This window comes from Amorphus suaedae (genome assembly GCF_053629675.1).
Genome location: NZ_JBRJIT010000002.1, coordinates 792,969 through 810,356 on the forward strand (window position 1 = coordinate 792,969; position 17,388 = coordinate 810,356).

General features: G+C 70.0%; 18 protein-coding genes. 10 read left to right on the forward strand and 8 right to left on the reverse strand.

What is annotated here, in order from left to right; genetic code table 11:
• Nucleotides 1-82: 82 nt before the first annotated feature.
• From AB7M35_RS17405 to AB7M35_RS17450, 10 genes are all read left to right on the forward strand, one after another.
• On the forward strand, nucleotides 83-493 hold the full coding sequence (locus tag AB7M35_RS17405) for an acyl-CoA thioesterase (protein ID WP_453961630.1): 411 nt from the start codon (nucleotides 83-85) through the stop codon (nucleotides 491-493).
• 14 nt (nucleotides 494-507) lie between these two features.
• Complete coding sequence (locus AB7M35_RS17410) at nucleotides 508-1,326, forward strand: IclR family transcriptional regulator (RefSeq protein WP_453961631.1); 819 nt, start codon at nucleotides 508-510, stop codon at nucleotides 1,324-1,326.
• A 150-nt stretch (nucleotides 1,327-1,476) separates the two neighbouring features.
• Complete coding sequence (gene hpaR / locus AB7M35_RS17415) at nucleotides 1,477-2,031, forward strand: homoprotocatechuate degradation operon regulator HpaR (RefSeq protein ID WP_453961633.1); 555 nt, start codon at nucleotides 1,477-1,479, stop codon at nucleotides 2,029-2,031.
• Between the two features lie 90 nt (nucleotides 2,032-2,121).
• A complete protein-coding gene (locus AB7M35_RS17420) occupies nucleotides 2,122-2,529 on the forward strand; it encodes a 5-carboxymethyl-2-hydroxymuconate Delta-isomerase (RefSeq protein ID WP_453961634.1) in 408 nt (135 codons plus the stop codon).
• Nucleotides 2,530-2,570: 41 nt separating this feature from the next.
• A complete protein-coding gene (gene hpaE / locus AB7M35_RS17425; protein WP_453961637.1) occupies nucleotides 2,571-4,088 on the forward strand; it encodes a 5-carboxymethyl-2-hydroxymuconate semialdehyde dehydrogenase in 1,518 nt (505 codons plus the stop codon).
• A 228-nt stretch (nucleotides 4,089-4,316) separates the two neighbouring features.
• Nucleotides 4,317-5,297, forward strand: a complete 981-nt coding sequence (hpaD, locus tag AB7M35_RS17430) for a 3,4-dihydroxyphenylacetate 2,3-dioxygenase (RefSeq protein WP_453961639.1) — start codon at nucleotides 4,317-4,319, stop codon at nucleotides 5,295-5,297.
• A complete protein-coding gene (locus tag AB7M35_RS17435; RefSeq protein ID WP_453961641.1) occupies nucleotides 5,294-6,172 on the forward strand; it encodes a fumarylacetoacetate hydrolase family protein in 879 nt (292 codons plus the stop codon). The genes hpaD and AB7M35_RS17435 overlap by 4 nt, the downstream gene beginning before the upstream one ends.
• Nucleotides 6,173-6,446: 274 nt before the next feature.
• Nucleotides 6,447-7,454 (forward strand): hydroxyectoine utilization dehydratase EutB, encoded by a 1,008-nt coding sequence (gene eutB, locus AB7M35_RS17440; protein WP_453961643.1) that lies wholly within the window; start codon nucleotides 6,447-6,449, stop codon nucleotides 7,452-7,454.
• Nucleotides 7,444-8,436, forward strand: coding sequence for a cyclodeaminase (locus tag AB7M35_RS17445; RefSeq protein WP_453961644.1), 993 nt, complete (start codon nucleotides 7,444-7,446; stop codon nucleotides 8,434-8,436). Before eutB ends, AB7M35_RS17445 begins: the two co-directional genes overlap by 11 nt.
• A 67-nt stretch (nucleotides 8,437-8,503) precedes the next feature.
• Nucleotides 8,504-8,803, forward strand: coding sequence for a putative quinol monooxygenase (locus AB7M35_RS17450; RefSeq protein WP_453961647.1), 300 nt, complete (start codon nucleotides 8,504-8,506; stop codon nucleotides 8,801-8,803).
• A 21-nt stretch (nucleotides 8,804-8,824) separates the two neighbouring features.
• On the opposite strand, the gene argE is transcribed toward AB7M35_RS17450, so the two are convergent.
• The 8 genes from argE to ehuR form a co-directional block, all read right to left on the reverse strand.
• Entirely contained in the window at nucleotides 8,825-9,976 is a 1,152-nt protein-coding gene (gene argE, locus AB7M35_RS17455; protein ID WP_453961649.1) for an acetylornithine deacetylase, read from the reverse strand.
• A gap of 7 nt (nucleotides 9,977-9,983) precedes the next feature.
• Nucleotides 9,984-11,186: an ectoine hydrolase DoeA gene (gene doeA, locus AB7M35_RS17460; protein ID WP_453961650.1), complete on the reverse strand. Its 1,203-nt coding sequence runs from the start codon at nucleotides 11,184-11,186 to the stop codon at nucleotides 9,984-9,986.
• A 130-nt stretch (nucleotides 11,187-11,316) separates the two neighbouring features.
• Nucleotides 11,317-12,096: an aspartate racemase/maleate isomerase family protein gene (locus tag AB7M35_RS17465; RefSeq protein WP_453961652.1), complete on the reverse strand. Its 780-nt coding sequence runs from the start codon at nucleotides 12,094-12,096 to the stop codon at nucleotides 11,317-11,319.
• A gap of 25 nt (nucleotides 12,097-12,121) precedes the next feature.
• Nucleotides 12,122-12,556: a universal stress protein gene (locus AB7M35_RS17470; RefSeq protein WP_453961653.1), complete on the reverse strand. Its 435-nt coding sequence runs from the start codon at nucleotides 12,554-12,556 to the stop codon at nucleotides 12,122-12,124.
• 11 nt (nucleotides 12,557-12,567) lie between these two features.
• Entirely contained in the window at nucleotides 12,568-13,854 is a 1,287-nt protein-coding gene (locus AB7M35_RS17475) for a TRAP transporter large permease (RefSeq protein WP_453961654.1), read from the reverse strand.
• Nucleotides 13,855-13,865: 11 nt separating this feature from the next.
• Nucleotides 13,866-14,498, reverse strand: coding sequence for a TRAP transporter small permease (locus AB7M35_RS17480; RefSeq protein ID WP_453961656.1), 633 nt, complete (start codon nucleotides 14,496-14,498; stop codon nucleotides 13,866-13,868).
• Between the two features lie 118 nt (nucleotides 14,499-14,616).
• A complete protein-coding gene (locus AB7M35_RS17485; RefSeq protein ID WP_453961658.1) occupies nucleotides 14,617-15,642 on the reverse strand; it encodes a TRAP transporter substrate-binding protein in 1,026 nt (341 codons plus the stop codon).
• Nucleotides 15,643-15,974: 332 nt separating this feature from the next.
• Nucleotides 15,975-17,363, reverse strand: a complete 1,389-nt coding sequence (gene ehuR, locus AB7M35_RS17490) for a MocR-like ectoine utilization transcription factor EhuR (RefSeq protein ID WP_453961660.1) — start codon at nucleotides 17,361-17,363, stop codon at nucleotides 15,975-15,977.
• Between the last annotated feature and the right edge of the window lie 25 nt (nucleotides 17,364-17,388).

Sequence of the window (17,388 nt, forward strand, 5' to 3'; positions counted from 1 at the left end):
CGGCATTCGGGTGGACCATAGTTTCCAGTTGCATATGATGCAATTGGTTCCGATAGATGAAATTTGCAGGAAGAGACCGTCGATGTTCCAGACGTCCCACACCATCCGCTTCGGGGACTGCGATCCGGCCGGAATCGTCTACTACCCCAACTATCTGCGCTGGTTCGACGGCACCTTCCACGCGCTCGTCCGCAGCCGCGGGCGCGGCCACGGCGATCTCTGCGCCGAGCTCGGCGTGGTCGGCATGGGGCTGATGGAGGTGGGCGCCAAGTTCCGCTCGCCGGCCACCGACGGCGACGCGCTGACCATCACGGTGGAGCCCGCCGAGTGGACCGACCGCGCGGTCCGCTTCGCCTATCAGGGCCACGTGGACGACCGGCTGGTGCTCGACGGCTTCGAGGTGCGCGGCCTGTTCGTGCGCAACGGCGACCGGCTGAAGCTGGCGTCGGTGGCGCCGCTGAAGGCCTATCTCGCCCTTCCGGCGGTGGCGTGAGGGCAGGGGCGGCGATGGCAAGGTCCGTTCAGGGACGCGACGCGACCGGCGACGGCGCAGGGGAGGCCTCCGGCGGCATCCAGTCGCTGGACGCCGCGCTCCGGGTGCTCGTCGCCATGGGCCGCCTCGACGGCCCGGTCGGCCTGACCGAGCTCGCCCGCGCCTGCGACATGCCGGTGCCCAAGGTGCACCGCTACCTGGCCTCCTTCCTCCACGCCGGCCTGGTCCGCCAGACGGGGCGGTCGGGCAAGTACGACCTCGGCGCCACCGCCATCGAGCTCGGGCTTGCCGCCCTGCACCGGCACGACTTCTTCAACTGGGCCGCCGACGATCTCGCCGGGCTCGCCGCCGAAACCGGCCGCACCGCGCTGCTGGTGGTCTGGGGCAACGCCGGGCCGACGGTTGTGCGCTGGGAGCGGGCGACCACCTTCATCGTCACGGCGCTCGGGCTCGGCACCACCATGCCGCTGCTGTCGTCGGCGAGCGGGCGCATCTTCCTTGCCTACCTGCCCGACACGGTGCTGGCGGCCCAGCTGCGGCGCGAGCTGCGCCGGGTGCAGGGCCGGCCCGAGCTGGTCCCCGACATGACCCCCGACGCCAAAGGCGCGAAGGCGCTGGCGGAAAAGGTGCGGGCGGCCGGCCACGCCACCATCGACGGGCGCTACATTCCCGGCCTCGTCGCCTCCGCCGCGCCGATCCTGGACTGGCAGGGCCAGGCGCAGGCCGCCGTCACCCTCATCGGCACCAACCCCGACGACATCGCGCCCGGCTCGCCGGTGATCGAGGCGCTGACGGCGTTCTGCCGCCGCCATTCGGTGGACAGGGCGCCGTAGCGCGCGGGCGTCGCCCGTACCTGGGATGTCGCGGCCGCGATGGATCGTCCGGGAATGGCGCTGCCCCTTTAACGTGTTAAGAGGCAGGGGTCCGGATCCGGCGCCTTCGGGTCGCCGCCCCGCGCCTGCGTCCTTCATGGGAAACCGCCGATGTCCGCTCCCCAACGGCCCAGCGTCAACGTCAAGCTCCGCAGCTTCTCGCGCTCGCTGCCCATGTCGCTGCTGCTCGCCCGCGAGGCGGTGATGAACCGGTTCCGCTCGTCGCTGCATCTCTTCAACATCACCGAGCAGCAGTGGCGGGTGCTGCGGGCCCTCAACGCCGTGTCGGAGATCGAGGTCACCGATCTCGCCAACGCCACCTCCCTGCTGGCGCCGTCGCTGTCGCGCATCCTGCGCGACCTGGAGGCCCGCAAGCTGGTCATCCGCCGGCGCGCCCCCGACGACCAGCGCCGCGCGCTGATCTCCATCAGCCCCTCCGGCCTGACGCTCATCGACGCGGTCGCGCCCTATTCCGAGGAGATCTACGCCGAGGTCACCAACGCCTTCGGGCCGGAGAAGATGGAGACGCTGCAGGCGCTGCTGAAGGACCTGACGGAAACCCTGAACGCGCTGCCGCCAACGACCTACCAGGGCGGCGAGCTCACCGACGCCCTCAGCGAGATCGTCGGCGAGCCCCACCGCCGGCGGCCGCGCGCGCCGCGCTGATCGCCTGCCGCCGACCGCGTCGGTGCTGGGCGGTTGACAGGGCGGGGGCATGTAGTTCACACGTTAATTAATCACCGGAAGAGGCGCCGCATGCCCCATATCTCGTTCGAATATTCCGCCAATCTCGATGGCGACCTCGACATGCCGGGCTTCTGCGAGACGCTGCGCGCCGCGGCGGTGGCCACCGGCGTGTTCGAGCCCGCCGGCATCCGCGTCCGCGCCGTGCGCTGTGCCGACTACCTCATCGCCGACGGCCATCCGGACAACGCCTTCATCGACCTCTCCGTGCGGCTGCGCGGCGGCCGGCCGCTCGACATGCGCAAGGCCGCGACCCAGGCGATCTTCGACGCGGCGGAGGCCTTCCTCGCCGATCTCTTCGTCCGCCGGCCGTTCGCCCTGTCCATGGAGATGCGCGACATCGACCCGGACCTGGCTCCGAAGGCGAGCTCGATCCGCGATCACATGAAACGGCGCCAGGACAGCCAGGCCGCCGGCTAGGCCGGGCCGGGCCGCGGCGCATCGGAAACATCGGGAATCCCATGGCAACTCTGAACGACAACCTGGCGAAGGCCGAAACCTACCTCGCCCGCTTCCGGGACGGCGTCGTCCTGAACCAGATCGGCGGCGAGGCGGTTGCGGCCGCCGATGGCGCCACCTTCGACGTGATCTCGCCGGTCGACCTCAAGACCATCGCAACCGTCGCCCGCGGCGGCGCCGCCGACGTGGACCGCGCCGCGAAGGCCGCGAAGGCCGCGTTCCCCGAATGGGCGGCGATGCCCGGCAAGGAGCGCAAGAAGCTCCTGCACAAGGTGGCCGACGCCATCGTCGCGCGCGCCGAGGAGATCGCCCTCGTCGAGTGCATGGACACCGGCCAGGCCCACCGCTTCATGTCGAAGGCGGCGCTGCGCGGGGCGGAGAACTTCCGCTTCTATGCCGACCGGGCGCCGGAGGCGCGCGACGGCCAGGCGCTCACCACCGAGGGCCAGTTCAACTACACCACCCGCGTTCCGCTCGGCCCCGTCGGGGTCATCACCCCGTGGAACACGCCGTTCATGCTGTCGACCTGGAAGATCGCCCCGGCGCTCGCCGCCGGCTGCACGGTCGTCCACAAGCCGGCGGAGCTGTCGCCGCTCAGCGCGCGCCTGCTGGTCGAGATCGCGGAGGAGGCCGGCCTGCCGAAGGGCGTGTGGAACACCGTCAACGGCTTCGGCGAGGACGCCGGCCGCGCGCTCACCGAGCATCCCGCCATCCGGGCGATCGCCTTCGTCGGCGAATCCGCCACCGGTTCGGCGATCATGGCCCAGGCGGCGCCGACCCTGAAGCGCGTGCACTTCGAGCTCGGCGGCAAGAACCCGGTGATCGTGTTCAAGGACGCCGATCTCGACCGCGCGGCGGAAGCCGCCGTCTTCATGATCTATTCGCTGAACGGCGAGCGCTGCACGTCCTCCAGCCGGCTCCTGGTGGAGGCGGACATCTACGACGCCTTCACGGCGAAGATCGCGGAGAAGGCGCGCGGCATCAAGATCGGCCACCCGCTCGATCCGGAGACGGTCGTGGGCCCGCTCATCCACCCCGAGCACCAGAAGAAGGTCGTCTCCTATCTGGAGCTGGCGCGCGAGGAGGGCGCCACGGTGGCGCTCGGCGGCGGCACCGCCGACGGGCCGGGCGGTGGCTGCTACGTCGCGCCGACGCTGTTCACCGGCGCCCGCCCCGAGATGCGCATCGCCCAGGAGGAGATCTTCGGGCCGGTGCTCACCGCCATCCCGTTCAGGGACGAGGCCGAGGCGCTGGAGATCGCCAACGGCGTCGCCTACGGCCTCGCCGGCTACGTCTGGACCAGCGATGTCGGCCGCGCCTTCCGCGTCTCCAACGCGCTGGACGCCGGCATGATCTGGGTGAACTCGGAAAACGTGCGCCATCTGCCGTCGCCGTTCGGCGGCATGAAGGCCTCCGGCATCGGCCGCGACGGCGGCGACTACTCGTTCGACTTCTACATGGAGACGAAGAACATCGCCTTCGCCACCACCGAGCACCGGATCCCGAAGCTCGGCGGCTAGAGCATCGGACCCGAAAGTGGGATCCGGTTTGCGGAAAGGTCCGATGCTGACTTAAGGCGCCCGCGCCCGCCGATTGCGCTGGGTCAAATCCCGCGCCGGCCGCGGCTGCACAGTGGCGGATCCAACAGGGGGAGCGGCCGGCCGGAGAGGGCGGCCGCCTCCAGCAAGAGACAAGGATGCCGACCCCGCGAAGGCCCAGGCCGCGCGGGAGGCATGGGAGGGACTGAGATGCCGATACCTGCCCCGAACCTCTATCCGCCGTTCAACATCGTGCGGCTCAGCCACGTGGAACTGGCGGTCACCGATCTGGAGGCCTCGCGCGCCTTCTACGTCGACACGCTCGGTCTCCAGGTGACCGACGAGGACGACGAGACGCTCTACCTGCGCGCCATGGAAGAGCGCGGCCACCACTGCCTGGTGCTGCGCAAGGGGCCGGAGCCGGTGGCCAACGCGCTCGGCTTCAAGCTGTTCGACGAGCCGGACCTCGACAAGGCCGAGCGCTTCTTCATCGAGCGTGGCCGGCCGCTGGAATGGATCGATCGCCCGTTCCAGTCGCGCACCATGCGCACCAGCTGCCCGCAGGGCATCCCGCTGGAATTCTACACCCGCATGGACCGGCTGCCGCCGATCCACCAGCAGTACAAGCTCTATCGCGGCGTGAAGCCGCTGCGCATCGACCACTTCAACTGCTTCTCGCCGGACGTCGACGAGGCGGTCGAATTCTACAACGACATCGGCTTCCGGGTGACCGAGTACACCGAGGACGAGGTCACCAAGCGCCTGTGGGCCGCCTGGACCCACCGCAAGGGCGGCGTCCACGACATCGCGTTCACCAACGGCAGCGGCCCGCGCCTCCACCACATCGCCTTCTGGGTGCCGACGCCGCTCAACATCATCGATCTCCTCGACCTGATGTCGACCACCGGCTACGTGAAGAACATCGAGCGCGGCCCCGGCCGGCACGGCATCTCCAACGCCTTCTTCCTCTATGTCCGCGACCCCGACGGCCACCGGGTGGAGATCTACTGTTCCGACTACCAGACCGTCGATCCGGATCTGGAACCGATCAGGTGGGACCTCAAGGACCCGCAGCGCCAGACGCTGTGGGGCGCCGCCGCGCCCCGGTCGTGGTTCGAGGAGGGAACCGTGTTCGCCGATACCCCCGTGGTCCCCGCGCGCCTCGACGCCCAGCCGATCATCGCCCCATGAGCGAGATCCAGCCCAGGCTCGCGGCCTTCTCCGCGGACGGCAAGGAGCGCTTCGGGCTCGTCCGCGCCGACGGTGTCGTCGACCTCTCGTCGCGCACCACGTTGCCGACGCTGCGCGAGGCGATCGAGGTCGGTGCGCTTGCCGCGCTCGCCGAGGACGGCGCCGGCCTGCCGGTCGACTTCGCCGAGGCGGACATCGTCTACCGGATCCCGATCCCGGCGCCGGAGAAGATCATCTGCGTCGGCGTGAACTTTCCCGACCGCAACGCCGAGTACAAGGACGGCCAGGAGGCGCCGCCGAACCCGTCGCTGTTCCCGCGCTTCCCGCGCAGCTTCGTCGGCCACGGCCAGCCGATCGTCCGGCCCACCGTCTCGAAGCAGCTCGACTACGAGGGCGAGATCGTCGTGGTCATCGGCAAGGCCGGGCGCCACATCGCCGAGCGGGATGCCCTCGACCACATCGCGGCGCTGTCGCTCTGCAACGAGGGCAGCGTCCGCGACTGGCTGCGCCACGCCAAGTTCAACGTCACCCAGGGCAAGAACTTCGACGCCTCGGGCGCCATCGGCCCGTGGCTGGTGCCCTACACCGACGAGAGCCAGATCGCCGACATCTCCCTCACCACCCGGGTGAACGGCGAGGTCCGCCAGCAGGACCGCACCAGCCGGATGATCTTCTCGTTCCGCCGGCTGATCTCCTACATCTCCACCTTCACCACCCTGGTCCCCGGCGACGTCCTCGTCACCGGCACGCCGACCGGCGCCGGCGCCCGCTTCGACCCGCCGCGCTGGCTGGTGCCGGGCGACGTCATCGAGGTGGAGGCCGACGGCATCGGGATCCTGCGCAACGGCGTCGTCGACGAGGCGGTGGCCGGCTGAGGCCCGCCCCGTCGCCGGTCGATCCGACGACCCTCGCCGGCGTCCCGGACCGCGACCGAGCGGCAAAGAGAGATCATCCTCTCCGCATCGCGGCCGCCCCCGCCGGGCGGCCGGCAAACAGAGGATTCTCCGGGCCTTCCGCGTTGACCTCGCCCGGCCGGGCGGCGATCCTCGACCGGTGCCGTCGCCCGGGCCACCGCCCGCGCCGGCCACGCCGGGCGGTGTCGCGCCGCACGGCGGACGCATCCATCGCCCCCAGGCCCGGAGACCCGATTTGAGCCTGTCGCTCGCCGACATCCTGGCCGCGCGCCACCGCATCGCCGGCACCGCCGTGCGCACGCCGCTGGTGCCGTCGCCGCACCTGTCGGCGCTCGCCGGCCACGATTTTCTCCTGAAGCTGGAGATCGGTCAGCCCACCGGCGCCTTCAAGCTGCGGGGCGCCGCCAACGCCGTCTTCGGCCTGCCGGCCGACACCCCGGGCGTCACCTGCTGCTCCACCGGCAACCACGGCCGCGGCGTCGCGTTCGCGGCGCGCGAGCGCGGCCTGCGCGCCGTCGTCTGCATGTCGTCGCTGGTGCCGCAGGCGAAGATCGACGGCATCAAGGCGCTCGGCGCCGAGGTGCGCATCGTCGGCCGCAGCCAGGACGAGGCCCAGGTCGAAAGCCGCCGCCTGTGCGCCGAAGAGGGGCTGGTGGAGATCCCGCCCTTCGACGACGCCCGCGTCGTCGCCGGCCAGGGCACCATCGGGCTCGAACTGATGGAGGACCGGCCGGACCTCGACATGGTGCTGGTGCCGCTGTCGGGCGGCGGGCTTGCCGCCGGCATCGCCTTCGCCGTCAAGACGATCAGCCCGGCCACCCGCGTGATCGGCATCTCCATGGACCGCGGCGCGGCCATGCACGCGTCGCTCCGCGCCGGCCGTCCGGTGGCGGTGGAGGAGGTGGCGAGCCTCGCCGACTCGCTCGGCGGCGGCATCGGGCTCGACAACGCCCTCACCTTCGACCTCTGCCGCGCCCACCTCGACGATACGATCCTCGTCACCGAGGCCGAGATCTACCGCGCCATGCAGACGCTCTATTACGAGGACCGGCTTGTCGCCGAGGGCGCCTGCGTGGTCGGCATCGCCGCGCTCCAGTCCGGCCGGCTGCCGACGCCCGCCGGCCCGCTCGCCACCATCATCACCGGCCGCAGCGTCGACATGGACGTCTTCACCCGCATCGTGACCGGCCAGGACGTGGCGCTCGGCGACCTGACGATCGAGGGAACCCCCTATGCCCCATGACATCGCGATCGTCACCGAGGCGGAGCTGCGCGCCGCCGTCGGCCTCGACATGACCGCCGTGGAGACCGTCGAGGCGGCGTTCGCGGCCCTTGCCTCCGGCACCGTGATCATGCCGCCGATCCTGTCGATGGCGATCCCGGAGGCGAACGGCGAGGTCGACGTGAAGACCGCCTACATCCCCGGCTTCGACGGCTTCGCCATCAAGGTCAGCCCCGGCTTCTTCGACAATCCGAAGCTCGGCCTGCCCAGCCTCAACGGGCTGATGATCCTGTTCTCGGCCAAGACCGGCCTCGTCGAGGCGCTGTTCCTCGACAACGGCTACCTGACCGACGTGCGCACCGCCGCCGCCGGCGCGGTCGCCGCCAGGCACCTCGCCCCGAAGACGGTGACCACCGCCGGGGTGATGGGCACCGGCGTCCAGGCCCGCCTGCAGGTGGAAGCGGCGCATCTGGTCCGCCCGTTCACGGAGGTGCTGGTCTGGGGCCGCGATCAGGCCAGGGCCGAGGCGTGCGCCGCCGACATCGCGGCAAAGCTCGGCGTCGCGGCGCGCGCCGAGACGGACCCCGAGCGACTGGTCGCCGAAAGCCAGCTGGTGATCACCACCACGCCGGCCCGCGAGCCGGTGCTCAAGGCCGCGTGGCTGCACCCCGGCCTGCACGTCACCGCCATGGGCTCCGACCAGCACGAGAAGAACGAGATCGACCCGAAGGCGCTCGCCGCCGCCGACCTCTACGTCTGCGACCGGGTCAGCCAGTGCGCGGCGCTGGGCGAGCTGCGCTCGGCGCTTGCGGCCGGCGTCTGGCGCGGCGGCACCCCGCCGGAGCTCGGCGCGGTGGTGGCCCGCCAGGTCCCGGGCCGGATGGGCGACGACGACGTCACCATCTGCGACCTCACCGGCACCGGCGCCCAGGACACCGCCATCGCGACGCTGGCCCGAAAGGTGTGCGCCGCGCGCGGCGCCGGATCCAGCATGACCGTCTGAGCCCGTGGCGGCCGTCTTTCGGTAAGTGGCGCTTCCGTCCGGATCCGCGCCGCCCTATGGTGCCGGCATGTTGCTGATCGTTGGAACCGTCCGTCTTCCCGCCGAGAACCTCGCCGATGCGCGCCCCGTCATGAAACGGATGGTCGACGCGAGCCGGGCCGAGGAGGGCTGCGTGGATTACGGCTACGCCGAGGATCTCTTCGAGCCGGGCCTCATCCACATCAAGGAGCTGTGGACCGACCAGGCCGCCCTCGATCGTCATTTCGCCTCCGACCACATCGCCCAGTGGCGCGCCACGTGGCCGACGCTCGGGATCGGCGATCGCAACCTCCGGGTCTACGACGTCGGCGAGCCGCGCCAGACCTGAGCGTCGCGCGCGGCGCCCGGCTCAGGCCGCGAGCTTGCGGCCCAGCCGCTCCAGCATGTCCAGGCAGAGCTGAAGCTGGTCGAGGGCGACGAACTCGTCGGGCTTGTGGGCCTGCTCGATGGAGCCCGGGCCGCACACCACGGTGGGGATGCCCGCCTTCTGGAACAGCCCCGCCTCGGTGCCGAACGACACCACGTCGACCGAGTTTCCGCCGGTCAGCTCGCGCACCAGCCGCAGCGCCTCCGAATGGGGCACCGGCTCCAGCCCGTCGACCTCGCCGATGGTGTGGGTGACGACGCCCGCCTCCGGGTGCCGGCCGCGCATCTCCGGCACGATCTCGCCGTCCACGTAGGCGTGGATCCGCTCGAGGGCGAAGGCCGCGTCGCCGCCGGTCACCGGCCGCATCTCCCATTCCACCTCGCAGGCGTCGGGGATCACGTTGCGCGCGGTGCCGCCGCGGATCACCCCCGGCTGCAGCGTCGTCCAGGGCGGCACGAAGACGCTGCCCGCCGGCGCCCGCGCCCGCAGCGCCTCGCCGGTCTCGGCGAGCTTGGCCAGAAAGCGCGCGGCGTATTCGATGGCGTTGACGCCCCGGTCGGGCTCCGAGGCGTGGCCGGGGATGCCGGTGAAGGCGGTGGTGTACTCGTAGCAGCCCTTGTGGCCCTCGATGATCCGCATCGAGGTCGGCTCGCCGATGATGCAGGTGGCGGGCTTCACGTCCCAGTCGGCCAGCGCTGCCATCAGCGCCCGCGCCCCGAAGCAGCCGACCTCCTCGTCGTAGGTGAAGGCGAGGTGCACCGGCCGGGCGAGCCGCGCCCCGGCGAAGGCCGGCGCCATCGCCAGCGCGCAGGCGATGAAGCCCTTCATGTCGCAGGTGCCGCGGCCGTAGATCAGCCCGTCGCGCTCCACCGCGGTGAACGGGTCGTCGGTCCACTCGCCGTCGGCCGGCACCACGTCCGTGTGCCCCGACAGCACCACGCCGCCGGGCACGTCCGGGCCGATGGTGGCGAACAGGTTCGCCTTGGTGCCGGTCTCGTCGAGGGTGGTCCGGGTGTGGATCCCGAGCGCGTCCAGCGCCGCCCCCGCGTAGGCGATCAGCTCCAGGTTCCCGGCCGCCGAAACGGTCGGGAACGCGATCAGGTCGGAGAGGATGCGGCGGGTGTCGTCCAGCATCGGCGGGTCAATCCTTGACGAAGATCTCGCGGGGGTAGCTGGCGAGGCATTCCGCCGGGCCATCCTCCTTGATGAGGATGCTCTCCGTGATCTCCAGGCCCCAGTCGTCCATCCACAGCCCCGGCATGAAGTGGAAGGTCATGCCGGGCTCCAGGATCGTCTCGTCGCTGTCGCGGAACGAGATCGTCCGCTCGCCCCAGTCGGGCGGATAGGAGAGGCCGATCGGGTAGCCGCAGCGCGCGGTGCGCTCGATGTCGTGGCGTTTCAGCACGCCGGCCAGCGCGTTCGCCACGTCGCAGGCCCGGTTGCCGGCGCGCGCCTTCTCGATGCCGGCTTCCAGCCCCTCGATCAGCGCGGACTCGGCGTCGCGGATGTTCGGCGGCGGCGTGCCCAGGAACACCGTCCGGCACAGCGGCGCGTGGTAGCGCCAGTAGCAGCCGGCGATCTCGAAGAAGGTGCCTTCGCCGGCCTTGAAGGGTCGGTCGTCCCAGGTCAGGTGCGGGGCGGCGGCATCGGTGCCCGACGGCAGCAGCGGCGCGATCGCCGGATAGTCGCCGCCGAACTTGGCGCCGTCGGCCTCGGCCGCGCCCTCGATGCCGACCCGGTAGATCTCGGCGACGAGCTCGTTCTTCGGCAGCCCCACCTCGATCTTGTCCATGGCGGCGCGCATCATGCGCTCCACGATGCGCGCCGCGCGGCGCATGAAGACGATCTCGGCCGGCGACTTGCGGCCGCGCTTCCAGTTGACCAGCCCGGTGGCGTCGACACCCTTGGCGTCGGGCAGGATCTTGTTGAGCGCCAGGTAGGCGGCGGCGGAGAAGTAGTAGTTCTCCAGCTCCAGCCCGATCCGCCCGCGGGAGAGGCCCCGCTCGGCCAGCACGCCGCCCAGGTGGTCCATCGGATGGCGGTCGTTCGACTGAATGTAGATCTCCGGATAGCCGATGATGCGGTCGTCGCTCATGTAGACGCGGCGCCGGGCCCCGTTGGCGTCCTGCTTGCGGCCCCACCAGATGGGATCCTGGTCGTGGAAGACCAGCACCGCCTGGTGCACGTAGAAGCTCCAGCCGTCGTAGCCGGTCAGCCACGCCATGTTCGACGGGTCGACGACGACGAGCACGTCGATGCCGAGCTCGGCCATCGCGTCGCGCGTCTTCTGCAGGCGGTTGGAATATTCCTCGCGGCTGAACGGAAGCGTCACGCCATCAGGCATTCTTCGAAGCTCCTCTGGTGCCCGATCTGGGCAATCGGGGGTGCGAAATCGCGGTCCACGGGTTGGCGGCGCGCCGCCGTCGCGCTGCGCGGTGTTTGGTGGCAGGCATGCCGTCCGGCCGGAGCGGGCGCTAGCCGGGTGACAGCGCGAACAGTCCGCCGGCCCCGCCCGGATCGGCCGTCAGGCCGGCGAGGTGGCGCATCATCCAGAAGCCCGCCTGATTGGCGGTGACCACCGGCTTGCCGAGGCGCGCCTCGATCTCGGCGACGACGTCCAGGGCGGGCAGGGCGGTGCAGGAGAGGAACACCGCGTCGGCCGCCGACACGTCGGCCTGCAGCGTCGCGTCGATCAGGCTCTCCGGCGACATGCGCGCCATCACCCGGTCGTCCTCCAGCCCGAAGCAGAGGGCGCTGGTGATCTCGATGCCGTGGGAGCCGAAATAGGAGATCATCGGCAGCGCGGTCGCCTCGATGTAGGGCGTCACCAGCGCGACCCGGCGCGCCGACATCGCGGCGAAGGCGAGGCGCGCGGCGCGGGTCGGCGTGACCACCGGAACGCCGGGCTGGGCCAGGCCGATGGTCCGGTCCAGCGTCTCGTCGCCCATCACCGCCGATGCCGAGGTGCAGGCGTAGTAGATCGCGGCGAGCGGCGTCCCCGGCGTCAGCAGCGCCGCCCCGGTGGCGAGCCGCGGCTCCATGTCCCGCAGGTTCTCCGGCGTGGTCGGGTTGTCGAAGGCGACCCGGGCGGCGTGCACCGCCACCTCGCCGGCCGGCAGCAGGCGGGCCGCGTCGATCTCGCTCCGGAGGTCGGTCGCCAGCAGCAGCAGGCCCACCCGCGTCAGCGCGGTGGCCGGCAGCAGGGTGACGCTGTCGCTGGGCAGGATCCTCGGGGTGACGCCGCGGGCAAGCATGTGGAAGCCTCCGATCCCGTCCGCGTCAGACCACCATGACCGGACAACTCGCCAGTCCGGTCACCTTGTGGGAAACGCTGCCCAGGAGATACCCCTCGATGGAGCCGAGGCCGCGGCTGCCCATCACGATCAGGTCGACCTCGTGCTCGGCCGCGAAGGCGACGATGCCGCGGGCGGGCTGTCCTGCCTTCACGAAGGCGCGCGGGGTGATACCCGCATCCACGGCAAGCCGCTTTGCGTAGTCGGCGACGTCGCTCGCATGGCCGCGCATGATGTCGTCCATGTTGCCGGGGGTCTCCGGACGGACCATCGAGAACGACGCCTCCAGCAGGCTGTGATGGCGGTAGATCGTCAGCAGGATCAATTCCGCGCTGCACAGCTTGGCCAGCTCGATCGCCTTGTAGAGGGCCCGCTCGCCGCCCTTCGAGCCGTCGTAGGGAACCAGGATACGTCGGAACATCGTCGTCCCCGTCACTTGTTGAAGGCGAGATCGCGCAGGAAGAGGGCGATCTGCGGGAAGAAGATGAGCGCGACGGACACGCCGAGCAGGATGATGATGAACGGCGGCGTGCCGCGGATGACCTCGATGTAGGGCCGCTTGAACACCGCGATCGCCGTGAAGATGTCGCAGCCGAACGGCGGCGTTGCCGAACCGATCGCCACCTGCAGCGTGATGACGATGCCGACGAGGACCGGGTCGAGGCCGACCGACTGCACCACCGGAGTGAAGATCGGCACCAGCACCAGGATCACGACGATCGGGTCGACGAACATGCAGCCGATGAAGAAGGCGATCGAGATGACGAACAGCACGCCGATCGGGCCCATGTCGGCCACGCCCACCGACGACAGGATCTCCTGGGGGATCTGCGCGAACGAGATGACCCACGAGAACGCGGCACCCGCCGCCACCAGGATGAACACCACGGCGGTGATCAGCCCGGTCGACTTGGCGGTCTCGTAGAGCGCCTTCATGTCGATGGAGCGGAAGACGACCATCTCCAGCAGCAGCGCGTAGAACACGCACGCGGCGGCCGCCTCGGTCGGCGAGAAGATGCCGCCGTAGATGCCGCCGATGATGATCGCCGGGAAGCCCAGCGGCCAGAGCGCGCGCTGGGTTGCCCGGGCGCGCTCGCCCCAGGTGGCCTTCGGCTCGGTCGGCACGTTGTTGCGGTAGGCGTAGATGACGCTGTAGGCGGAGAACAGCACCAGGATCAGCAGGCCCGGGCCGACGCCGGCGATGAACAGCTCGGAGATCGAGGTGTTGGAGACGACGCCGTAGATGATCATGCCGATGGACGGCGGGATCAGGAAGGCGATGTCGGAGGCGTTGACGATCAGCGCCAGCACGAAGCTGTCCTTGTAGCCGGCCTTCAGCATGCGCGGGCGCAGCGGCGAGCCGATTGCCACCACGGTCGCCTGGGTGGAGCCGGAGACGGCGCCGAACATGGTGCAGGCGGCGGCGGTGGAGACCGCCAGCCCGCCCTTCACGTGGCCGACGAAGGTCATCACCAGGTCGATCAGCCGGTTGGCCGACTGGCCGCGCGTCATGATGTCGGCGGCGAAGATGAACATCGGCACGGCGATCAGCGAGGCGGGCCGGATGCCGGCGAGCATCTGCTGGATCATCGTCTCCATCTGCCCCATCCCGCCGAACAGCGTGAAGAAGCCGATGAAGGCGCCGATGATGAGGGGGATCATCATCGGGAAGCCGAGCAGCAGGAGCACGATCATCACGGAGAAGATGGTGGTGGCCATGGCGGTTCTCCTCAGACCTCGACTTCGTCGTCGTCGTACCCTTCCAGGACATTCGTGGAGAGGTAGATGTCGCGTTCGAGGAGGTTCTTGGCCGCGGTCAGCGCGTACTGCGCGCCGGTCATGAAGAAGCCGACCGGCACCCAAAGGTAGATCCACCACACCGGTATCTGCAGCGCCGGCAGCAGCCGGCCGCGCCCGGCCTGGGTGAGGATGTAGCCGATGGCGTAGTAGCAGAGCCCGAACATGAACACGGCGGTGACCAGCGAGATCACCACCATCAGCGCCTTGCGCAGGTGCGGGGGCAGCTCGTCGTAGATCGCCGACATGCGGATGTGGCGGCCGTGCCGCGCCGCGTAGCTGATGCCCGCGAAGGTGATCAGGATGATGAGGATGCGGTTGAGCTCCTCGGAGAAGAAGATGCTCTGCTGGAAGACGAAGCGGCCGATCACGTTGGAGATCGTGTTGGCCGCCATCAGCAGCACGCCGCCGGCCAGCACCACCGCCTCGACGCGGCTGATGGTGAAGTCGATGGTTCCGAGAAAGCCCGGCAGCGACGACTTGTAGTCGCCGAATTCGGCCTGGTCGGTCGAGCTCGTGGCGGTCTTGCCGCGCTCGTCGGGTGTCGCGTCTGGGGTCTCGGTCACCGCATCGATCCCGGGCTGTGCAGGAAAAGGGAGGTCCGGCCGCCCGCCGCCACCGCGTGCCGCCCGGCTCGTGGCGAGCCGGGCGAGGAGGGGTGCGGGCGGCCGGGAGAATGCGGGACTACTGGTCCTGGCCGGCGGCCTTCAGGTCCGCCTTCATCTGCTCCAGGATCTTCTTGCCGCTGTCGCCGGTCATGTTGACGAACGCGGCTTCCACGTCGTCCGAGGTCTCCATGAACGGCTTGCGCTCGTCGTCGGAGAGGATGTTGATCTCCATCGACGGCTTGGCTTCCTTGATCTTCTTCAGCGCTTCTTCCTGCAGGTCCTTCTGGTAGTCCAGGATGTAGCTGAAGGCCGCTTCGGTGGCGTTGTTGATGACCGTCTGGTCCTCCTCCGGCAGGCCGTCGAAGAAGTCCTTGTTGGCCATGACGGCGGTGGTGAAGTTGTTGTGGCCGATGCAGGTGACGACGTCGGTCACCTCATACATCTTGGTCGATTCCAGGAAGAACCCCGGGTTCTCCTGGCCCTGGATGATGCCGGTCTGCAGCGCGCCGTAGACCTCGCCCCACGGCAGCGGCGTCGGCGTTGCGCCGAACGCCTTGTAGCTCTCCACCAGAAGCGGGTTGGTCATCACCCGGAACTTGACGTCCTGCAGGTCCTTCGGGCTGTGCACCGGCTTCTGGGTGGTCATGCAGACCTCGCCCTCCGGGAACATCGTCAAAAGCTCCAGGCCCTGCTCGGCGTAGAGCGGCGGGAACATCTCGTGGATGGCCTTGGAGTTGCGGAAGAACGCCTCCAGCGTGGCCTCGTCCTGGGGCAGCAGGTAGGGGACGAAGAACACCTGCGCTTCCGGGATCAGCGCGCCGGTGAAGCCCGGCGACTGGTCGACGAACTGCAGGATGCCGGCCTGGGCCTGCTCCATGATGTCGGCCGATTCGCCGAGCGTGCCGAACGGGAACAGCTGGATGGTGTGGTCGGAGTTGGCCTCGACCTCCTCCTTGAACTTCTGGGCGAACTTGCCCTGCACCTCGTCCATCGCCTCCTCGAAGGCGTAGCGCCAGGTGGCGGCGTTGGCGGTTCCGGCCGCGCCGATCAACAGGGCGCCGGCGGCAACCGCCGCAATGGTTCGTGTCCGTCGCATGGTCATGTCGCTTCTTCCTTCCGCGGTTGGGAGGTCGTGTTCGTTGCTCGGATCGGTGCAGCCTCCCGCCGCCGCGATCCGCGCCGGCAGGCGCGGTGCACGCGGCGGATCCGGGGGCTGGTCGCCATCGTCGATGGTCCGGCACGGGCGCCGGTCGAGACGCGCCCCCGCGCCGTCAGACCCAACGCCCCTAGAGTTGAACCATGACAAAGCCACGTCAATCTATTTCTTACTCATGACAATGAATTGCCTCAAATCTCGTCATTGACCCGCGCGCGCGGGTCGGCGTCGCCCACCGATTGACCGGTTGCGGATCGTTCGAGCGGCAGTTGCGGAAATCAGAGGGTGAGGAGCGCCGGCTCGGGCCTGGTGCGCACCAGCCGGGCGATCACTTCCAGGCCGCGCGCCATGCCGGCCTCGCTGGAGCAGCCGAGGCAGATGCGGATGCCCGGCGCATGGGCCGGCCGGTCCACGGCGAACGCCGCGCCGGCCGCCACCGCCACGCCCTCGCTGCGGGCGTGGGCGACGAAGGCGTCCTCGTTCCACGGCTCCGGCAGCGGCAGCCAGACGTGCATGCCGTTGGGGCTGCTGCGCGGCGAAAACGGCCCCAGCGCCTCGGCGACCATCCGGTTGCGCCGCGACAGCGCGTCCATCTGCCAGGCGAGCAGCTCGTCGGCGGTGCCGTCCTTCAGCCAGCGGGTGCCGATCTCCGCCATCAGCGGCGTTGCCATCCAGCTGGTCACCATGTGCCGGTTGGCGCTGGCCGACACCTGCGTCTCCGGCGACACCAGCCAGCCGTAGCGCAGCCCCGGCAGCAGCGGCTTCGTCAGGCTGGTGAAGTAGAAGGTGCGCTCCGGTGCCAGCGCCGCGATGGGGGCGGGCCGCTGCGGCTGGATCGGCCCCCACGCGTCGTCCTCGACGATCGCCACGTCGTGGCGGCGGGCGATCTCCACCAGCGCGCGGCGGCGGGCGAGCCCCATGGTCGTCGCCTGCGGGTTCAGCCCCGTCGGCATGACGAACAGCACCCGCGCCCGGCGCGTCCGGCAGGCCGCCTCGAACGCCTCCGGCACGATGCCCTGGTCGTCGGTTGCAAGGCCCGCGAGCCCGAGCTCGAGATAGCTGCACAGCGCCTTCAGCGTGTGGTGGGTCAGGTCCTCCGACACCACCAGGTCGCCGGGCCGGGCGGCGGTCATCAGCGCCACCGTCATCGCCGAGGTGTTGCCGTTGGTGGGCAGCACCTGGGCGCGGTGCGCCTCGACGCCGCAGCGCTTCAGCCAGTCCAGCGCCGCCTCGCTGTGGGACATGAGCGTGGCGCGCGGCCGGAACGAGAACAGCACGTCGGAGGACACGTCCTTCGACATCTGCGCCAGCGTCGCGCGCATGCGCTTTTCGTGGATCTCGCCGGTCACCGGCGTCAGCATGGAAAAGTCGATGACCTCGTCGCCGTCGCCGATTCGGTGCCACGGCGTGCGCGTGTCGGTGGCCGCGGCGCGCACGAAGGTGCCCCGTCCGACCATGCCGGCGATGGCGCCCAGCCGGTCCAGCTCCTCGTAGGCGCGGCTCACCGTCTGCACGCTGATCCCCAGCGTTTCGGCCAGATCGCGGTGGGTGGGCAGCCGGTCGCCCTGCTGGACCTCGCCGGACTTGATGGCCTCGATCAGGCTCTCGGCGAGCGACCGGTAGACCGGCCGCTTGAGGGTCGCGGGGTTGGGAGGCCACATTGTCATGAGACTATCCTGCATGACATGGCTA